This window comes from Staphylococcus sp. McC-251-APC-3A2 (assembly GCF_009695665.1).
Taxonomy (GTDB): Bacteria; Bacillota; Bacilli; order Staphylococcales; family Staphylococcaceae; genus Staphylococcus; species Staphylococcus cohnii.
On sequence record NZ_VUNO01000003.1, the window covers coordinates 190,743 to 209,373 of the forward strand.

Consider the following 18,631-nt stretch of genomic DNA (forward strand, 5'->3'; position numbering starts at 1 on the left):
TTAAATAATCATTTATAATTTATCATATGAACTAAAAATATAATAATCTTTAATTGACTTTTCATAATTTTTGAATTATTATTCATTTCTGTTAGCGTTTACATTATTTAAAATAAAGGAGCAACAAAATGGAAAGTGATGATATCAAGCACTTGGTTGAATCTGGTCAACTATCTGTAGGCATTGAATTAGGCTCTACGCGGATAAAAACAATTGCTATCGCACCTAATTGTGAAACAATTGCAACAGGTTCTTTTGAATGGGAGAACAAATATGAAAATGGCTATTGGACTTATTCCATTAATGATGTATGGGTAGGCATCCAAAAAAGTTATTCTGAAATGTCACAATCAATTAAAGACAACTATCATACTCAACTTAAATCCTTAGCTTCTCTAGGCATTAGTGGTATGATGCATGGTTACTTAGCTTTTGATGACAACGATGATTTGTTAGTACCTTTCAGAACTTGGCGTAATAACAATGCGAACAAAGCTGCACAACAATTACGCGAAGATTTTAAAGTTAATATACCAGAACGTTGGAGCATCGCTCAGCTATTCCAATCAGCAATAGATGGCGAAGCGCATGTCAAACAAGTTAGTTATCTAACTACCCTTGCTGGATATGTTCATTGGTATTTAACAGACAAAAAGGTATTAGGTATAGGAGATGCATCTGGCATGTTCCCAATTGATAGCGAACGTAAGTATTTTCGCCAAGATTTATTAAAACGCTTTAATTCATTATTTCAAAAATTAGGTTATACACAAGACATTAGCGATATGTTACCAAATGTTATTGTAGCTGGACAAATTGCCGGTTATTTAACAGAAACAGGCGCTAAACTCATCGATCCAAATGGTGAATTGGAGTCAGGATGTCCAATGTGTGCACCAGAATCAGATGCTGCCACAGGCATGGTAGCAACCAATAGTGTAGCACCAAAAACAGGAAATATTTCAGCCGGAACTAGCATATTTTCAATGATTGTACTAGAAAAACCGATTGTCAATGTATATCCCGAAGTTGATATTGTAACAACACCTGATGGTTATGATGTTGCAATGATACATGCTAATAACTGTACATCTGATATCAATGCTTGGGTTCATTTGTTTGAGGAAGTTTTTCAACTCATGAATGTAAAGTATGATAAAAATGAACTTTTCACTAAGTTATTTGAAAGCGCTTTTAGCGGAGATGAAGACTTAGGGAAACTATTATCCTATGGCTATATTTCTGGAGAATTCATAACAGATGTCAATCAAGGTTATCCGATGTTTCTACGTCATGTTGATAGTGCATTTAATATTGAAAACTTTATGAAGACACATATTTTCAGTGCCTTTAGCACTTTGAAAATTGGCATAGATTTATTAAAAGAAAAAGAGAATATTCAAATTGATAGCATGTTAGGGCATGGTGGTATTTTTAAAACAGACAAAATCGCACAATCCTTCTTAGCTGCAGCATTAGAATCGCCAGTAAGTGTTATGAAGACTGCTAGTGAAGGAGGCGCATGGGGTATCGCAATATTATCCCGTTATTTATTAGAAAACCAATATACAAATTTGGCCAATTACTTAAACGTTAAAGCTTTTGATAACACTGATCAAATCACTTTAAATCCCAAACCACAGGATATTGAAAGTTTTAGAAATTATATTCAAAGATTTAAAGCATTATTACCTCTCCAAAGACAGATAGATGAATATATTTAAACACGATTAACATTTTAGAAATCATATTTAAAGATTAGGAGAGATTTTTGTGAATACACTAAGTACAGATAACTCTAAGCAATTTTTAGGCTTACCGATAACTTTAATTTGGGGTTATATCGCAGTTGCTATTTTCATGACTGGCGATGGTATTGAACAAGCTTTTTTATCAAAATATATTGTTAGTATTGGATTTGAATCGCAGCAAGCATCTGCAGTCTTAACACTTTACGGTCTTATTGTTGCAGTTGCATCTTGGCTTTCTGGTATTTTAGCTGAAATATTTAGTCCGAGAAAAATAATGGCGCTTGCGTTTATCATTTGGATTGTTTTTCATGTAGGATTTTTAACTTTAGGACTAGAGCAACATAGTTATCCGATGATGTTAATTATGTATGGTATTAGAGGGTTTGCCTATCCGATGTTTATCTATAGCTTTGTCGTCTGGATTACATATTCAGCTCCAAAACATCGCCTAGCTTCAGCTATGGGTTGGTTCTGGGCAATGTATTCCGTAGGTATCGGGTTTTTAGGAACCTATCTACCTAGTTTTACAATACCTTGGATTGGATTTATGGGGACATTATGGTCATCCATAATATTCATTTTAATCGGTGGTTTAATGGCTATGTTCTTAGTTAAAGATAGGAAAGGTTCTGAGAAAGAAACTGATAAACTAACACCAAAAGAGATATTGTTTGAATTCGCTAAAGGTATAACAATTTTAAAAAACCCACAAGTTGCTATTGCTTGTGTGGTTAGAATCATTAACCAATTAGCATTGTTTGGACTTGTAGTCATCATGCCAATCGTATTCACTGATACTGTAGGATTCACTACATCAGAATGGTTGAGAATTTGGGGCTTAATGTATATCGTAACCATATTCACTAACCTATTTTGGGGTGTGGTTGGAGATAAAATTGGATGGGTACGCCAAGTTCGTTGGTTTGGTTGTATAGGAATGGTGATTTCTACATTAGCATTTTACTATTTACCAATATGGACTGGCCCCAACATTTGGGTTGCCGGTGCAGTGGCGATTGTATTCGGTTTTGCTGTCGCTGCATTTGTCCCGATGTCAGCCATTTTCCCTATTTTAGAACCAAATCATAAAGGCGCCGCCGTTTCTATTCATAACTTATCCGCTGGCTTAAGTAACTTTGTTGGTCCAGCAATCGCAACCTTAACAGTACCAATAGGAGGCCCTGTACTAACTATTTGGACTTATGCAATCATTTATTTTATAGGATTTATACTGACTTTCTTTATGAAAGTTAACCAACCAAATCATTAAAAAGGACAGGTGTTTGAACATGACAAATATATTAGAACAATTCAAATTAGATGGAAAAGTAGCAATTGTAACAGGAGGTGCTATGGGTTTAGGCAAAGCTATGGCTACCGCATTGGCTCAAGCTGGTGCTAATATCGTTATTGCAGATATTAATGAAGAGATAGCTGATAATACCGCTAAAGAAATTAGTGAAACTGAAAATGTAGAAGCGATTGCACTAAAAGTGGATGTCACAAATCCAGATGCTGTAAATCAAATGGTTGAAGAAGTTACAAAACAATTTAATAAAATTGATATTTTAGTTAATAACGCTGGCATGACAATTAACGCAAAAGCTGAAGAAATGTCATTTGAAGATTGGAATAAAGTCATTAATTTAAATCTAAATGGCATTTTCTTAGTTGCCCAATCTGTTGGTCGCGTAATGATTAAACAAGGCTATGGCTCTATCATTAATACATCCTCTATGTCAGGACTAATTGCTAATAAACCACAAGAACAATGTTCGTATAATGCTTCTAAAGCAGGTGTCATTATGTTGACGAAAAGTTTAGCTATGGAATGGTCAAAATATAATATTAAAGTCAATACAATAGCTCCAGGTTATATGAAAACAGAACTTACGAAACCATTCTTTGATCAAGGTGGAGAAATGATTGAAGACTGGATGGGATTCACACCTATGGGTAGACCAGGCACACCAAATGAACTCGGTGGCATCGTTGTATATCTTGCTTCAGACGCTTCTTCATTTGCCCAAGGTAGTGTCTTCACAATCGATGGTGGTTATACAGCACTTTAAAAATTAATAACATATATGATCCTGATTTCAATAAAATCAAAAAAACACTTTTGTTCAATACTCATATTTAATGGTGAAATGAACGAAAGTGTTTTTTATTCAGTAGTACAAAAAAAGATTGAACTACATCGCGCAGTTCAATCATTTCATATGTGACAATTTGAGTGTCTATCATTTGCTTTTCTTCTTAGCTAATTTTTCTTTCAGCTTACGATCTTGTTCTTCTTTACGTCTTTTACGTTCCTCATTGCGTTTTCTAAGACGCTCTTCCTCTTCCGGATCCCTTGGTTTTTGCAATTGTTTTTCAATTTTTTCCATAAGCTCATCTTCAGACAAGGCTGCTAATGGGCGATTATTAACAAATGCAAAAGTTTTACGTCGACCAGGTCCACAATACGATTGACAACCAATTTCTATTTCTGCATTAGGATCTAATTTTGTTAGTTTTTTCTCCAAAGATTTACAATTAACGCCCTGACAATCATCGCAGATTAAAAATTTATTTTGCAAAATCAATCATCCTCACCTTTCCATTCATAAATGATTAACACATTTTTTTATTATTCTATGTAAAATATGCGCTTAATTGCCTATCCAAAGCCACATTAATACGTTTATAATGATAAATACAACTTTAATTATTTTACTCTATTTAGGCATTTTTTCAAGTTCTTCCTCAAAAGTATATAACATGGTCATGAAAGCATATAATTAAACGTTTATGATACTTACTTTTGCTATATGCTTTTCTGTCATTTATTATAAAAATCAAACCAAAAAGAGGCTGGACAAATTAATTGTCACAGCCGTTGCACTTCTCAATTTATTGATTTAGTAAGTCTTGTACATGAGATTCAGCTCAGTAAAGCATCAACTCTAACTATCCATGTCCGTTAAGACAATGTAACCATTTAAAAATTGGGTTTCTGTCTTATCCCTTTCCTTCAAGCTTATTGCCCATGATAAATACTAAACTCTAACGGTTTCACTTCATTTTCTAACCATTCTTTATAAATTGATTGTTTATCTACTTCATTATTAATAATTGTGATACCGCAATCGCCGCCACCTGCACCTGATGTTTTAGCAGCACCACCATATTTTTCAGCTACAGAGCATAACACTTTCAAATGTGCAGTTTCAATATCGATTGTAGCCTCATTATCCATAGATTGAATAATTTCACGATTCATACGAATCATTTGCTGTACACCTTTGATATGATTGGTTTTAAAGGCATGAATCAATTTCTCTACACAAGCATGAGAACGTTCTAAAAATTTTCCGTAAAACGTAGGATCGGATTTCAAACGTTTTACTTCACTAACTAAATGATGCGAAGACGCAGGTGATCCTGTCCATCCAATTAAAACCTCCATATTTTCTGGTGGTTGTAGTGGTTCAATATGTAAACCTGGCCAGTTTTTATTTAATACTTCATTAACAGATGTATCTTCAATTTGCTGTGATACCCACTCATGATCAAATGTACTATAAGCAAGCCAGCCTGTGTATACACTGACAGCGATGTCCCCACAAGAACTCAAACTTTGTAATTTCATATTTGCAATCACTGCAAGTTTATAAATATAAAGATTTGATAAATGCATTTCATAAAATTCATTTAAAGCTTTTACTACAGATACTAGTACCGCTGCACTTGAACCCAAACCGTATTTATGACCATTAGCATCATCTAAATTACTATCTATCGTTAAATTAAAATGTTTTAAGTCAATGTGATTGCTGCTCACAAATTGCTCAAAAACTTCTATAGCTGTGATAACGTATTTTAATTGTTTTGCTGCATGTAAATCAGATACGACTATCTTATCTTCTTCTCTTTGAAAGGTAACTGGCTCATGATGTAACGTTTTTGAATGGATTGTACCTTCTGGAGCATTAGAATCCTCAATTGAAGCTGTTACAAATCTATTAACAGCTATTAATACAGATTTATATCCAGGTTCAGTAACAGCATATTCACCTGCAATATAGAGCTTACCTGGCGCTTTTACTTGAATCATGTTATCTCTTCCTTACTCAATAATTTCAACACCTGTACGTGTAATGTCACTTGCAATAATTTGATCATCATTAAATGATTTTTGTAGTGCATCAATAACTGCCTGTTGATTTTTCTTTTCTACTAAAATTTTAACATTGGGCCCTGCATCCATTGTAAAATAACAAGGATAACCAGCTTCACGACATTGATGTACAATATCCATAGCTAAATAACTATCTTCTACCATGTATGTAAAAGGAGGCTGTGAACCTAAATTTGTTGCATGCATCCTCAAACCATTCTCTTCGATAACTTCTCCTAAATACTTAAAATCTTTGTCATCAATCGCATGTTTAACTGACGCTATGTCTTCATCTACGTGATCTAACCAGTATTGGTAAAAACGAGATGTATCACGCGTATGTGACATACCGGCACGACTGGAAACTTTTTTTGTTTTATTATTGATTACTACAAATATCATAGATAAATCATCTTCCCAGTGATCTGCATCAATCGGGAAACTGTATGATGTTGTATCATCATAACCTTTTTCCCACTCTACAAAACCTCCATAAATACTTCTAGAGGCTGATCCTGATCCTCTTCGGGCAAGTCTAGATAATTCTTTACCCGTTAAACCAAGTTTTAAAGCTTCATTACATGCTGCTGCTAACGCGGCATAAGCACTTGCTGATGAGGCTAAACCTGCAGCTGTTGGTACGAAATTATCACTTTCGATATGTGCGTACATAGATGTTTTACCCAGATCTCTAACAATATCCATAAAACGACGTATTTTAGTTGCTTCAGAATCATCTACTGTTTGTCCATTTAAAATCAATATATCTTTCGTATATTGTTCAGAAAAAGTTACCTTAGTCTCTGTATAAAAACGATCTAATGTTACCGACAAGCTATTATTCATCGGAATAATATAGGCTTCATCAGCTTTCCCCCAATATTTAATCAGTGCAATATTTGTATGTGCACGTGCTTTGCCACTACTAACCACCTTACTAACCTCCTAAATATTCAATCCAAGTATGATGTGCACCCAATGATTGCGCACTTTCCACAATTTTTTCAGCCGTTTCTAAAGTAGAAGCGAGAACGATCATACTTCCGCCTCTACCTCCTCCAGTTAATTTACCAGCAATCGCGCCTTGTTTTTCACTAACTTCTAACAACTGTTCAATTTTTTCATGACTAACAGTGAGTGTTCTTAAATTTTCTTGGCACAAATTAAAGACAGTAGCAAGTTGTTCAAAGTTATGGTGTTCTATAGAATCTCGCGCTTCATGTACCAATTTGCCGATATGTTCGACAAAGCTAAGATACCCGCTATCTGCTTTACATAAATTATGTACATCTTCTACTGCTTGTTTCGTTGAACCACGAATACCAGTGTCTATTACAACCATATATCCATTTAAGTCTAATGGTTTCAAGGTAGTAACTTCACCTTTTTGAAACCAAACTGGCTTGTTAGATACTATGGTTTGTGTATCTATGCCACTTGGTTTGCCGTGCGCTATACGTTCTGCCCAATTTGCTTCCTCTATCAATACTGCATCTGTTAAAGGTTTATTTATATAATCAAAACTCGCACGTACAAATGCAACTGCCATTGCTGCACTAGATCCTAAACCTCTCGATGGTGGCAAGTTCGTATCTATAGAAACTTTTATGGGTGTTTCAATATCATATTTATCAATAAATCTCGTTATTACTGATTTTAAGTGTTCCGGTGCGTAAGCCAATTCACCGTCATAAACTTCACTTTTGATATAGGAAGATTCAGTCACATTTAAAGATTCAATTAATGCACTCACTCTTCCTGTCGTAAATGGAATCGCAATTGCAGGCTCTCCAAATGTCACCGCGTGCTCACCTATTAAAATCACCTTGCCATTCGCTTCCCCATAACCTTGTTGTGCCATATTTTCAATCACCTTTAGTATTTTCTTTAAATTTAAATAATATATGCTTTGCACCGCGATTTTTTTGTTAATCTTAATTTCATTCCTAGTTATCTTAACATTTCCCAGGAAATTCTGTGTTTAATAGTATTTAGCTAGCGTATTCATATCTTTTCATTTTTAATCAAGAAGAAATTACGTGCATTTTTTACACAACTCAATCAATTTTACACAAATCAAATTATATTATCTCACAAATTTCATATATTGACATACGACTCGAGCCATAGTTTTTTTAAAATTTGTATCAAAATTGAACAAAATGAGCAAAAAGTTAATACCTGCTACTAATTATAAACAATACTTTTTTATTATAAAACGCGATGAACTATTATTCAAAAACTTCACTTTATTTTATTAATTTATTTTTGATTTTTAACGTATACTTTCACTATATTACTTATTTAATTACTATAATTCAACAAATAATAGTAATATCTTCCATTATGTAATTATAAATAAAAAGACTAAAAACGAATACAATGTATCGTTTCTAGTCTTTGTCTCATTCGTCCATTTTTTGATTAACTTTAGCATTGCGTTCAATCATCTTGTCAAAATAACCTTCATATCGCTGCCACTCATCATCCGTAATATCATCCATTGTCAAATTAGCGCCTAAATCTTTTAACGCATATAACAACTGGAACATCACGTCTTGAACTGTTATCGTTCTGCCTAATAATTGCGATAAAGACGCCATACATTGAGGATCAATATCAGGGTATTCAAATTTAGTACTTTCACCTTGTAATGCGCGTTCATAAAATGCTCTCATTAATGCAGCACGTTCACTGCCATCTCCTTCAACGCATAGATATACTTGGACAGCTATGCCACCTCGAACACGTCTTTGTGAAATACCGGCAAATTTCTTCCTGTTAATACTTAAATCAAATTTCCCTGGACAATATGATTGTTCAATCTCGTAGGTCTCAATTTCAACATCATCATCTTCAAACATTTTTGCCACTAATAAGTACATGACTGAAAATGCTTCATCAATCGTAATGTCATGTTTGCCTTTAAAAATAAGTGATATATTGAGTACACCTTGGTCTAGTACGACACCTAGACCACCTGAGTTTCTCACAATCGCATTATACCCTCGTTCTTCAGTTAAATAGCGAATACCATCTTGCAAATGCGGTAACCTTGAGTCATGGATACCCAAAATGATTGTATGTTGGTGTATCCAAGTACGTACCACACTACTTGATAAGTCTTTTCCGACACTTTCTGACAAAGTATCATCAAATGCAAATGACTGCATCGGTGCTAATCCAGAAGAATGGTCTACATAACGCCAAGTGGCACTATTAAAATACTTACTTGCTAGATCCATTATTGTAATGTTTGCGCAGCAGTGATGATTGATAAATTATACACGTCTTCTATTGAGCAACCACGAGATAAATCATTTACTGGTGAATTAAGACCTTGTAATACTGGGCCTACTGCATCATAACCACCAAGACGTTGCGCAATTTTGTATCCAATATTACCTGCTTCTAAACTTGGGAAAATAAATACATTTGCATCGCCTTGAATTTGTGCATCTGGTGCCTTTTTCTTAGCAACTTCCGGTACAATTGCAGCATCAAATTGGAATTCTCCATCAATAACTACATCTTTAAGTTGATCAGTTTCAACTTTTTCTTGTGCTAACGTTACAGCATTTGAAACTTTTTCAACATCATCTGATTTTGCAGAACCTTTTGTTGAGAAACTTAACATTGCTACACGTGGTGACATGCCAAAACTTTGCGCAGATTTTGCACTTTCTACTGCAATCTCAGCTAAATCTTGTGCTTCTAATGTAGGGTTAATTGCACAATCACCAAAGATATATTGTTCTTCACCTTTAATCATAAAGAATATACCTGATGTTTTAGTTACACCTGGTTTTGTTTTAATAATTTGTAGTGCCGGACGAACTGTATCACCTGTAGAATGTGCAGCACCACTTACTAAACCTTCAGCCTTACCAGTATATACTAGCATCGTACCAAAGTAATTTACGTCTTTTAACATTTCTTGAGCTTGGGCTTCAGTTGCTTTCCCTTTACGACGTTCAACAAAAGCTGACACTAACTCTTGTTTCAACTCACTCGTTTCAGGATCGATAATTTCTAAGTTCGAAATATCTAAACCTTTGTCTTTAGCTAACGCATTAACATTTGTTTCATTACCTAATAATACCGGTGTTACATAATCCGTACTTTGTAATTGTGTTGCCGCAGTTAATACGCGTTCATCTTCTCCTTCAGGTAAAACAATTTTCACATTTTTTCCTGACAATTTCTCTTGTAATACATCTAATAAAGACATATGGGCCTCCTCAAATTTTTAATACTATTATTTTTTCCATTACTATTATACGTCATTTTTTTATAGAATTCCATGTCACCAATTTGTAATCATTTACTTATGTTTTATAGTTACCTTTATGATAGAATTTTCAGTGTAGATATAGAATTATTTCATAAAGGAGCGATTCAATATGCCACAAGCGCCAGAAACTTTAGATGGTTGGTATAGTTTACATTTATTATATGCTATAGATTGGGCTAGTTTACGTCTAGTCCCAGAAAACGAACGTCAAACGTTAGTTGAAGAGTTACAAGCATTTTTAGATAAACACGAAGAAGCGCGTACTAACCATGTAGGCGATCATGCATTTTATAATATTACTGGTCAAAAAGCAGATATTCTTTTATGGGCATTGCGTCCTGAATTAAAAGGTTTAAATGCTTTTGAAAATGAATTCAATAAATTGAGAATCACAGACTTTTTAATTCCGACATATTCGTTTGTTTCTATTATTGAATTAGGCAATTATTTAGCAGGAAAATCCGACGAAGATCCTTACGAAAATCCACATATCAAACCAAGATTGTACCCAGAATTACCACAATCCGAATATATTTGTTTCTATCCTATGGACAAACGTCGTAATGAAACTTATAACTGGTACATGTTATCACTAGAAGACCGACAAGAACTTATGTACAATCACGGTAAAATCGGTCGTCAATATGCTGGTAAAATCAAACAATTTATCACAGGTTCTATGGGCTTTGATGATTTCGAATGGGGTGTTACTCTATTTGCAGATGATCCACTTCAATTCAAAAAAATTGTTTCTGAAATGAGATTTGACGAAACGACAGCACGTTACGGTGATTTTGGTAGTTTCTATGTAGGTAACATTATTACAAAAGATAGTTTACCAACACTTTTTGAAATATAAATATCGTTATATTCTTTCCTCACACCCCTTCATTTAAAATGGAGGGGTGTTTATATATATCATTTTTTATTTTTCATCCATATATAAGTAGTATTGTGCCTCAAATCTAAGTTTTCCAATCATACAGCAATTTTGTTTTTCATGTTTAATACAATTACAATAGCTATATAATTCAATAACTACGTTTAAATTTGAAAAATGAGCTTCTGAAGACAAATGTTCCGATAATACGCATGCATAAGTCGCTCTAACTTTCTACTTCGTTTCACTTGGTTCGCCTGCGCTTCGCATGCATCAATCGCTCTAACTTTCTACTTCGTTTCACTTGGTTCGCCTGCGCTTCGCATGCATAAGTCGCTCTAACTTTCTACTTCGTTTCGCTTGGTTCGCCTGCGCTTCGCATGCATAAGTCGCTCTAACTTTCTACTTCGTAGAAAGAAGAGCGACTAAAAGGCACACTTGTTTTATTCCAAGTGTGCCTGTCTGAATGTAGTGTGTTTGGGAGAACTTTAATCACTACTTAATTTAAGGGTTAACTGTTAAACATTGTCGCTACTCAATATTTTGTAACAGTCAACTAATACTATTTTAACCTATTTGAAATATTTGAAACATATTTGCATTACTAAAGTTGTATAAAACTCAATTTTTTAAAATACAATATCCTTTTTTTTACCCAACATATTATTCGAATAAAATGTTACAATAAAAAATATTAACTTACTAAATATATCCCATGAAAATACAGTTACGAATGGTTTAGTTAAATAAAATATAATTGGTGATTAGATGACAATAAATGTTCAATACTCAGAAAATTATGAAGAAAAAATAGCAAAAGATGTCATAATTCTAGCTGGCAGAATTTTACTTGAATCTGGGGCAGAAGGGTCTCGTGTAGAAGATACAATGACTCGTATTGCTTTCACATTAGGTTATACAGAAAGTAATAGTTTTGTTACGAATACAGTCATTAATTTTATGTTACATAATGAATCTTATCCAAGAATTTATAGAATAAGAACAAGAGACACCAATCTACATCGTATATCAAGAACCAACCGTGTTTCTAGACAACTTTCCGATGGCACGCTCTCAGTTGAAGATGCATATCAAGAATTACAAAAAATATATCATGAACAAAGCATTAATCACGATCTATTTTTTAAATTTATTGCCGCTGCGATTATCTCTATCAGTTTTCTATATTTACAAGGTGGTTACTTAGTTGATGTATTCACTGCACTCGTTGCAGGCGCTTTAGGTTACCTCGTTGTAGAACTTTTAAATAGAAATTTACACACTAAATTCATTCCTGAATTTATGGGTGCACTCGTTATTGGTGCAGTGGCAGTATTGGGCAATACGCTTATACAGGGTGGTTCTATTTCCACAATTATTATTTCAGCAGTGATGCCAATTGTACCAGGTGTTTTAATCACGAATGCTATTCAAGATTTATTCAGTGGCCACATGTTAATGTTTACAACTAAATCATTAGAAGCATTAGTAACTGCCTTTGGCATCGGGGCAGGTGTCGGTACAATACTTATTATTTCTTAGGAGCAATGCTTATGTTTTGGATTTTAAATTTAATATTTAGTTATACCGCTTCACTATTCTTCGGTATTATATTTGATGTTCCAAAATATTTATATAATGCTGTTGGAATTGTTGGTGCGTGTGGTTGGATGGTCTATACATTATTTTATGATGGTTTCCAACTTCACACCATTTATTCAAGCTTCTTTGGAAGTTTAGCATTGGGTTTACTTAGTCATATAATGGCTCGCTTTAAAAAAGAACCAGTTATTCTATTTATGGTGCCAGGTATTATACCTTTGGTACCTGGAGGTTTAGCCTTTGACGCTACGAAAAATCTTATTTTGTTAGACTTTAGTAAAGCGATTAACACGATGCTAGAAGTAACGCTAATTGCAGGCGCAATCGCTTTAGGTTTATTATTTGCTGATCAAATATCTAAACTCATCGTTTCCGGTACAAAATTTAGCAAAAAGCACATTTAATAATTGAACATAAAAAATCTGAGGCTCATTAAAGACCTCAGATTTTTTGTATAAGACATGATAATTTTATTTTAAAAACTCCTATCAATATGCAGTTAAAATCCGTTGCTATTGATAGGAGTTTTTTCATACTCAAAATATTGTAAGAATTCCATATCTAATTATTTATATGTTTATCTCATAAATAATTAACGACTGTCATCTATTTATGCGTTTCGTTCGGCACTTTATTTTCATTAATAAGGTTCACGACTTCATCTTCCGAACGATTTAATATCAATTTACTTAATTTATCATTATCCATTTGTTTTAATTTAGGATAACGAATTACGAAAAAGACTAATCCTATAATTAACCAACCAAACAATGCAATATATGATGGCGTTGATAATCCAGCTGGTGAAGCAGGAATTAATAATAGTAATAAGAAAACAAACGATACTATTGTACCTATAATCGCAAATGTTTTATATACCGGACCGTATGTGTTACTTGTTTTGTCATAACTAAATAAACGAGCTGCTGATAAACATGTAATAAAGTATGCTATCGAAACACCCGTAGATGACATATCAACAATCCATGTCAATGCCGTACGACCTAACCAAGGTGCAATCAATGTGATAGCTACAAGGAATATGATTGCTACATACGGTGTTTTATATTTATTGTGCAATTTACTAAATACTGAAGGCATAATACCTGAGCGTCCCATTGAGAACAATAGACGACTTGAACTCATTAAAAATCCGTTTAAACCAGTAAATATGCCCATGATAATAGCAATCGCTAAAATTGCCAAACCTATATAGCCAAATGCACCACTTGTAACAGCACCTGTTAACCATAATTGACCGTTTAAATCAGTCTCTGAACTACTTAGCCAACCTGTATACAAAATCATTAGCACATACGTAAATGCTGCTGCTAATAAACTATATACAATAAGTTTAAACGTTTTATTTGGAGCAAAATCAAATTCTTCTGCAGTTTGTGGAATGTTGTCAAAACCTACATAAGCCCACGGTGCTACTGCAACTATCATTACAATTGATGTAAGCCAACCTTTTTCTTTGTTCGCTAATGGTTGTAAATTTTCTAATGAGAAATTACTACCAAAGAACGAACCGAAAAATAGCAATAAGATTGTAATGACCATTGCCACACAGAAATAAAATTGTAGCGAGCCTGAAACACTCGTACCTTTAATAGCTATAAACATAAATACAATCAATAACAATGATGCAATTAATATTTCAGTAATATAAACATCCCATCCTGCGATGGTATATAGTTTACCTGTTTCTAAAACATCAGGTAATAAAAATTTAATTAATAAACTAAATGCAGTTGCGTTTAAAGCCACTACACATATATAACCAAAAGTTAAAAACCAAGATGAGAAAAAACTTACGTATCTGCCAAAACCTAAAAAGCTAAACGCGAAAGCCCCACCAGAAACTGGGAACCGTTCAACAAGCGCGCCGTAGCTTACCGCAATTAAAATCATTAACAATGCGCCAATTACAATACCAATAGCTGCTGGAATAGGTCCAGATTGACCAATCCAATCACCTGGTAAAATAAATGCGCCCCAACCGATACACGAACCATAGGCAATTGCCCAAACAAATTTCTCAGATAAGTTTTGTTTTAAATCTCCTCTATCTACTTTCCTATCATTTTTTCCCATAAATAAAATTCACCTCATGAGATGTATTATACCCATAAGATGAATTCTATAACAATTATAAAATTATAATTTAATCGTACCAATCACTAACATTAACCAACCTATAATAAATAAAATACCTCCGATTGGTGTAATTGCACCAAGTATACGAATTTGTGTTAATGCTAAGATATAAAGCGAACCACTGAAAAATACAATGCCTAAGAATAAAAGCCATCCTGCCCAATTCACATTAATTGACGTTGTACCACTTATAATTCCAATTAATAGTAACCCAAGCCCGTGATACATTTGATAAGTGGTTGCTTTTTCCCATACAGATAAATATTTATCCGATAACTTACCTTCCAGACCATGTGCGCCAAATGCGCCAGTACCTACAGCCATTAAAGCATTTAAAGCACCGAGAATAATAAATAATTTCATAAAAATAAACCTCTCTTTCTTAAATTAAAAATCAAAAATCGAATCTCCATTACCAATTTCATCGTCTGTTACTAATTTATTAGAATTTAGCGAAGTATTAGTATTTGTATATTTTGCCGAAGAAGCAGGTATTTTCCCTCCCATTGCTTGAATTTCTTCAGGAGAGATACCTTGTTTCTCACTAGCTGTAGTGTGTTTTACATTTTGTGATGATTTGAATGAGGTAGACACTGAATACGTATTATCTTTAAAATGCTGTTTATCATTTGAACTATTTACTAATGACGTTAGTGTATGAATGGCATAAATATGCTTTTCAAACTCTGCATCATTCTTAGCTTCATCTGCTTGAACTAATTCTTGTTCAATAAGTTGAATAATTTTCTCTTTTTCCATTTATTTTATAACCCACTTTCACACCAATTTATAGGTTCAATACCATTTTTTTGTAAATATGCATTTGTTAAGGAATACGGTTTTGAACCAAAGAACCCGCGATATGCAGATAATGGACTTGGATGTGGTGATTTAATAACGTGATGTTTAGATGTGTCAATCAGTTTCATTTTTTGTTGTGCGGGTTTACCCCACAAAATAAATACAACATTACTCAAATTTTCGGAAACTGTTTTAATCACTTCATCAGTAAAAGTTTCCCACCCTATATCTCTGTGAGAATGAGCTTCTCCTTGTCGTACTGTCAAAACAGTATTTAACAATAAAACACCTTCTCTTGCCCAATCTTGTAAATGTGGTGATTTTCTTACACAACCGATATCGTCTTCAAGTTCTTTATACATATTTCTTAATGAAGGCGGAAACTTAGCATTCGGTTGCACAGAAAATGCTAAACCATGTGCTTGATTTGGTCCATGATAAGGATCTTGTCCCAAGATGACAACTTTCACTTTTTCAAAAGGTGTTAAATCAAAAGCTTGATAAATGTTTTCCCTATCTGGATAGATTACCTTTGTTGTATATTCATTTTCTAAAAAATTATGCATTTCAGTAAAATCATGCTCCGTAGTTATTTTATGAAAAACATCAGACCATTCCATACACGTTCACCTCGATTAATATAGTAACATAAAGCGCTACTTTCTCGCTTGAGAGATTTAGTAGTGTTAGCTTAATCATAAACACAATTATAATGAATATATTTAATTTCATTTTAATATGTATCAGTAATAGAATCAAAACGATATAATGATTTATTCATTATTGTAACCTTATTACATTGTAAACGTCATTATTTAGAATAGTCGACAAACGTGGTATGATATATACAAAAGAATATATAGGAGTGAAAATTCATGGCATTGAAAAAAACATTAACCATTGCCGGTTCAGATACAAGTGCTGGTGCAGGCATGCAGGCAGACTTAAAAACATTCCAAGAGTTAGGAACATACGGCATTGTTGCATTAACATCTATTGTAACAATGGATAAAGCATCTTGGTCTCATGATGTTACACCAATTCCATTCGATGTATTTGAAAAACAATTAGAAACAGCAATATCAATCGGTCCAGATGCAGTGAAAACAGGCATGCTAGGGACACAAGAAATTATTAAACGTGCCGGCGAAGCATATGTAGAATCAGGTGCAAATTACTTTGTGGTTGATCCAGTAATGGTATGTAAAGGAGAAAACGAAGTTTTAAATCCTGGCAATACTGATGCAATGATTGAATATTTGTTACCAAAAGCTACAGTCGTAACACCAAATTTATTTGAAGCTGGTCAACTTGCAAACCTCGGCACTTTAAAATCAATAGACGATATGAAAAAAGCAGCTGAAATTATTCACCAACAAGGTGCTAAGCACGTTATTATTAAAGGCGGTAAAGCATTAGATCAAGATAAATCTTATGACTTATACTATGATGGAAATAACTTCTACCAATTAACTACTGACATGTTCCAGCAAAGTTATAATCACGGTGCTGGTTGTACATTTGCTGCAGCAACGACTGCATATTTAGCAAATGGTAAATCTCCAAAAGAAGCCGTAATTGCTGCCAAAGCATTTGTTGCATCTGCAATTAAAAATGGCTGGAAAATGAACGACTTCGTTGGTCCTGTAGATCACGGTGCTTACAATCGTATTGAACATATAGATGTTGAAGTAACTGAAGTATAAATCATAAAAAAAGAAATCTGAAACATATTCATAACGAATAATGCTTCAGATTTCTTTTTTATTATATAATATTGTATTGATTAACAATCCTTAACTCAAACCTTATGCGTCTATTTTGAGCAAATAAAACATCTCCATATTTAATTAATAACTTCAAATTTTTCAAACTCAAAATATATCAGACATTAGTCTGATTCAAATTTGATACTACAGGCCCATGTTATTTTCTAGCATATCTATTATTATAATAAGTGTAGAGAGACAAGGAGGTATGACATCATGATTATCTACGAACAATCTTTTGAGAATGGTAACCCAATCTATGAAATTATCACCAAGACATTCAAAACGATTTCTGTTAAATGCGATGAAAATTTCAGCAAGAATGAATTATATACGTTACTCTCTCTACTTGAAAGTGATGTCGATAACTTAAATCTAAGTTATTAGCCACACTTCAATACATCGATGAAAAAACAGAAACGTAAGTTCCAAGACTAAAATTAGAAGAAACAGAACAAAGAATTCCCCTTTAGAAATATGTTCCATGTATATGTAACTGTCCCATTATATATACATGGTGTAACACATCCCTTATAAACACTCACCCTAAGTGGTACATAGTTAGGCAAAGATTGTCCCCTTTGTTTGCTTGGAGAGCACACTCGAAGCACCCCTAACTTATGTACCACTTTACTTATTTATATAAAACTTTAAATTCTTCACACACTACAATAATCGATTCGTTAAATGCCAATCCTAGAGATGTATAATAAGGTTCAAAGAAATCAATATGTGCTTTACGCCAGTAAGCGAGTGACTTATCGCCTTCACCTTCTAAATAAGCGTGATGTTCAGTGACCGCATTAAACGGTGTTTGATAGACGCGTGTTGTTTCTATCACACATTGTGGCTCCCCTTTTTTATTTAAAATCACGCTCACATCTCCCACTTGAGGTAGTGGTTCACGATCTACTTGATAAGTTTCATAACCACTTGTCGTAGCCGTTTTTTCACCTTGTTTCACTAGATCTGCTAATTCATCCTCATCTACACCAAACGACCATGCTTCATATGTTTTACTCTTATAAGATGGGCACAATTGTACAAATTTTTCCCAATATTGTTCTACTGTCATCGTTCTTCCTCCAAACTATGTATTTTGTTTTTTCTTCTTAAACATAACATAAATAAATTGTATGACTTCTTGCTTTCGCGTGTTATTCTTCTAAAAAAAACGAGATTATTAACGAAAATGAAAATATCAACACTATT

The 18,631-nt window shown here is 33.7% G+C and carries 19 protein-coding genes; 8 read left to right on the forward strand and 11 right to left on the reverse strand.

The features are described 5' to 3' along the window. Nucleotides 1–128 precede the first annotated feature (128 nt). The 3 genes from FYJ81_RS08530 to FYJ81_RS08540 are packed head-to-tail and all read left to right on the forward strand — an operon-like array spanning nucleotide 129 to nucleotide 3,823. A complete protein-coding gene (locus FYJ81_RS08530) occupies nucleotides 129–1,724 on the forward strand; it encodes a xylulokinase (RefSeq protein ID WP_119517530.1) in 1,596 nt (531 codons plus the stop codon). 49 nt (nucleotides 1,725–1,773) lie between these two features. Next, on the forward strand, nucleotides 1,774–3,021 hold the full coding sequence (locus tag FYJ81_RS08535; RefSeq protein WP_107383646.1) for an MFS transporter: 1,248 nt from the start codon (nucleotides 1,774–1,776) through the stop codon (nucleotides 3,019–3,021). Nucleotides 3,022–3,040: 19 nt separating this feature from the next. Beyond that, nucleotides 3,041–3,823 (forward strand): glucose 1-dehydrogenase, encoded by a 783-nt coding sequence (locus FYJ81_RS08540; protein WP_107383645.1) that lies wholly within the window; start codon nucleotides 3,041–3,043, stop codon nucleotides 3,821–3,823. A gap of 171 nt (nucleotides 3,824–3,994) precedes the next feature. Here the strand turns inward: FYJ81_RS08540 and FYJ81_RS08545 are convergent, their stop codons facing one another. The 6 genes from FYJ81_RS08545 to pta form a co-directional block, all read right to left on the reverse strand. Further along, a complete protein-coding gene (locus FYJ81_RS08545) occupies nucleotides 3,995–4,333 on the reverse strand; it encodes a DUF1450 domain-containing protein (RefSeq protein WP_107383644.1) in 339 nt (112 codons plus the stop codon). Nucleotides 4,334–4,773: 440 nt separating this feature from the next. After that, a complete protein-coding gene (locus FYJ81_RS08550) occupies nucleotides 4,774–5,850 on the reverse strand; it encodes a phosphomevalonate kinase (RefSeq protein WP_107383643.1) in 1,077 nt (358 codons plus the stop codon). A gap of 12 nt (nucleotides 5,851–5,862) precedes the next feature. Then, nucleotides 5,863–6,846, reverse strand: coding sequence for a diphosphomevalonate decarboxylase (gene mvaD, locus FYJ81_RS08555; protein ID WP_119517529.1), 984 nt, complete (start codon nucleotides 6,844–6,846; stop codon nucleotides 5,863–5,865). Nucleotides 6,847–6,850: 4 nt separating this feature from the next. Further along, nucleotides 6,851–7,774: a mevalonate kinase gene (gene mvk, locus FYJ81_RS08560; protein WP_107383641.1), complete on the reverse strand. Its 924-nt coding sequence runs from the start codon at nucleotides 7,772–7,774 to the stop codon at nucleotides 6,851–6,853. Nucleotides 7,775–8,318: 544 nt separating this feature from the next. After that, nucleotides 8,319–9,158: a lipoate--protein ligase family protein gene (locus tag FYJ81_RS08565; RefSeq protein ID WP_119535738.1), complete on the reverse strand. Its 840-nt coding sequence runs from the start codon at nucleotides 9,156–9,158 to the stop codon at nucleotides 8,319–8,321. Next, nucleotides 9,158–10,144 carry a phosphate acetyltransferase gene (gene pta / locus FYJ81_RS08570; protein WP_154409559.1) on the reverse strand — a complete coding sequence of 329 codons (987 nt, stop codon included), beginning with the start codon at nucleotides 10,142–10,144 and terminating at the stop codon, nucleotides 9,158–9,160. Before pta ends, FYJ81_RS08565 begins: the two co-directional genes overlap by 1 nt. Nucleotides 10,145–10,316: 172 nt before the next feature. Here pta and hemQ point away from each other — a divergent pair, with 172 nt between their 5' ends. From hemQ to FYJ81_RS08585, 3 genes are all read left to right on the forward strand, one after another. Continuing rightward, complete coding sequence (gene hemQ, locus FYJ81_RS08575; protein ID WP_154409560.1) at nucleotides 10,317–11,066, forward strand: hydrogen peroxide-dependent heme synthase; 750 nt, start codon at nucleotides 10,317–10,319, stop codon at nucleotides 11,064–11,066. A gap of 795 nt (nucleotides 11,067–11,861) precedes the next feature. Then, entirely contained in the window at nucleotides 11,862–12,629 is a 768-nt protein-coding gene (locus FYJ81_RS08580; RefSeq protein WP_394862813.1) for a threonine/serine exporter family protein, read from the forward strand. 11 nt (nucleotides 12,630–12,640) lie between these two features. Then, on the forward strand, nucleotides 12,641–13,093 hold the full coding sequence (locus FYJ81_RS08585) for a threonine/serine exporter family protein (RefSeq protein ID WP_107383637.1): 453 nt from the start codon (nucleotides 12,641–12,643) through the stop codon (nucleotides 13,091–13,093). A 202-nt stretch (nucleotides 13,094–13,295) separates the two neighbouring features. Here the strand turns inward: FYJ81_RS08585 and FYJ81_RS08590 are convergent, their stop codons facing one another. From FYJ81_RS08590 to FYJ81_RS08605, 4 genes are all read right to left on the reverse strand, one after another. Next, nucleotides 13,296–14,786, reverse strand: a complete 1,491-nt coding sequence (locus FYJ81_RS08590) for an APC family permease (RefSeq protein ID WP_107383636.1) — start codon at nucleotides 14,784–14,786, stop codon at nucleotides 13,296–13,298. A gap of 63 nt (nucleotides 14,787–14,849) precedes the next feature. Further along, nucleotides 14,850–15,212, reverse strand: a complete 363-nt coding sequence (locus FYJ81_RS08595; RefSeq protein ID WP_046207271.1) for a DUF423 domain-containing protein — start codon at nucleotides 15,210–15,212, stop codon at nucleotides 14,850–14,852. 24 nt (nucleotides 15,213–15,236) lie between these two features. After that, nucleotides 15,237–15,608 (reverse strand): DUF5327 family protein, encoded by a 372-nt coding sequence (locus FYJ81_RS08600; RefSeq protein ID WP_107386431.1) that lies wholly within the window; start codon nucleotides 15,606–15,608, stop codon nucleotides 15,237–15,239. A gap of 5 nt (nucleotides 15,609–15,613) precedes the next feature. Continuing rightward, the gene (locus FYJ81_RS08605) at nucleotides 15,614–16,270 is read right to left on the reverse strand and encodes a uracil-DNA glycosylase (RefSeq protein WP_107386430.1); all 657 of its coding nucleotides are present in this window, start codon (nucleotides 16,268–16,270) and stop codon (nucleotides 15,614–15,616) included. Nucleotides 16,271–16,525: 255 nt separating this feature from the next. Between FYJ81_RS08605 and thiD the strand changes: the two genes are divergently transcribed. Both thiD and vraX read left to right on the forward strand, forming a co-directional pair. After that, nucleotides 16,526–17,356: a bifunctional hydroxymethylpyrimidine kinase/phosphomethylpyrimidine kinase gene (gene thiD, locus FYJ81_RS08610; RefSeq protein WP_119537813.1), complete on the forward strand. Its 831-nt coding sequence runs from the start codon at nucleotides 16,526–16,528 to the stop codon at nucleotides 17,354–17,356. Nucleotides 17,357–17,635: 279 nt separating this feature from the next. After that, nucleotides 17,636–17,806 (forward strand): C1q-binding complement inhibitor VraX, encoded by a 171-nt coding sequence (gene vraX / locus FYJ81_RS13010; protein WP_157947957.1) that lies wholly within the window; start codon nucleotides 17,636–17,638, stop codon nucleotides 17,804–17,806. Nucleotides 17,807–18,053: 247 nt separating this feature from the next. Here vraX and FYJ81_RS08615 read toward each other — a convergent pair whose 3' ends face one another. After that, entirely contained in the window at nucleotides 18,054–18,494 is a 441-nt protein-coding gene (locus tag FYJ81_RS08615; protein ID WP_107505207.1) for an ASCH domain-containing protein, read from the reverse strand. Between the last annotated feature and the right edge of the window lie 137 nt (nucleotides 18,495–18,631).